This window comes from Psychrobacillus sp. BL-248-WT-3 (assembly GCF_012843435.1).
GTDB lineage: Bacteria > Bacillota > Bacilli > Bacillales_A > Planococcaceae > Psychrobacillus.
On sequence record NZ_JABAFC010000084.1, the window covers coordinates 1 to 1,476 of the forward strand.

Here is a 1,476-nt window from a genome sequence, read left to right on the forward strand (position 1 = left end):
GATTAAGTCCGTATAATTGTGTAAAAAGTAAAAGGGTCAAATTAATCCCTCTTGGGTACAATGTTTTCAACGACGATAAACAATGTGGAGGAATTAAGATGACCCAATTAAAGTTTAACCTAGATATGGATATTTTAAAAGACTCGGTATTAAATTCGAATATGGAGGCTTTGATAAAATCTACTATCGTTATTGTACTGAATGAATTTATGGAAAAAGAACGAGATGAGCACTTACAAGTGGCTGCTTATGAGCGTTCGGGAGAACGTCGTGATTACCGGAATGGTTATTATGAACGCGATTTGACTATGAGTATCGGAAAGATTACATTGCGTGTTCCTAGAACACGTGAAGGTGATTTTTCACCAACCGTCTTTGAACGATATGCTCGTTGTGATCAAGCGCTAGTTTTATCTATGCTTGAAATGGTGATTAATGGAGTGTCTACACGAAAGGTGACCAACATTGTTGAACAGCTTTGCGGGGAAAGTGTCTCTAAATCTTTTGTTTCTTCTCTCACACAAAAATTAGATCCAATTGTAAATGAATGGTCTCGAAGACCCCTTAACTTCACCTATTTTCCTTATGTTTTTGTCGATGCCATGTATATTAAAGTTCGCGAAGATAAACAGGTGGTATCCAAGGCTGTCTATATTGCCACCGCTATCACAGAGGATAATAAACGTACGATTTTAGGATTAAAAGTAGATCATGTAGAAAGTTATGAAAGTTGGCTCGGTTTCTTTGAAGAGCTTAAATCACGTGGACTTCAATCACCAAAACTAATTATATCAGATGCCCACTCGGGCTTACAAAAGGCTATCACACGAGCTTTTATAGGTACATGTTGGCAACGGTGTAATGTCCATTTCAAGCGAAATATCTTTGAAAAGCTCCCAAAGAAGGACTCTGCCGATGCTCGTGTCATGATTAAAAGAATCTTTGAAGCGGTGACAGTAGAAGACATGAGGCACTTTAAAGAGGAATTAATGAATAAGTATAAAGATGAACCTAAATATGAAAGGGCTCTTTCTACATTGGATGAAGGTTTCGAAGATACCATCCAATACATGCAACACCCTATGAAAATTCGTGTCTTTATAAGAAGTACCAACGCACTGGAAAGGCTAAATCAAGAAGTTAGAAGAAGAGAGAACGTAATTCGTATTTTCCCGAATACGCAATCTGCATTCCGCTTGATTGGAGCTGTATTAATGCAATATGAAGAACAATATAGAAAGAAAAAATCCCTTGTAAAATAAGTGGAATAGTTTGTAGGCGTGAGATCCCATTCATGGAGCATCCCAGATGAGTTGAACGTCGTCAAAGTGAAAAGAATCTTTGACAACGTTCAACTCATCTGGGGTTATTCGCCCATGGGATTCACGCACAAAAAATGTGAAGTGGGGTTTTTACACTTCTCAAGTAGGTTTGAAAACATTGTATACAATTTTACACAATACTATGGACTTGACT

The 1,476-nt window shown here is 37.5% G+C and carries 1 protein-coding gene; it reads left to right on the plus strand.

Translation table 11 applies throughout. The annotated features are described in order from the left end of the window. Positions 1-98 precede the first annotated feature (98 nt). Positions 99-1,262 (plus strand): IS256 family transposase, encoded by a 1,164-nt coding sequence (locus HF876_RS18695; protein ID WP_169361555.1) that lies wholly within the window; start codon positions 99-101, stop codon positions 1,260-1,262. Positions 1,263-1,476 lie beyond the last annotated feature (214 nt).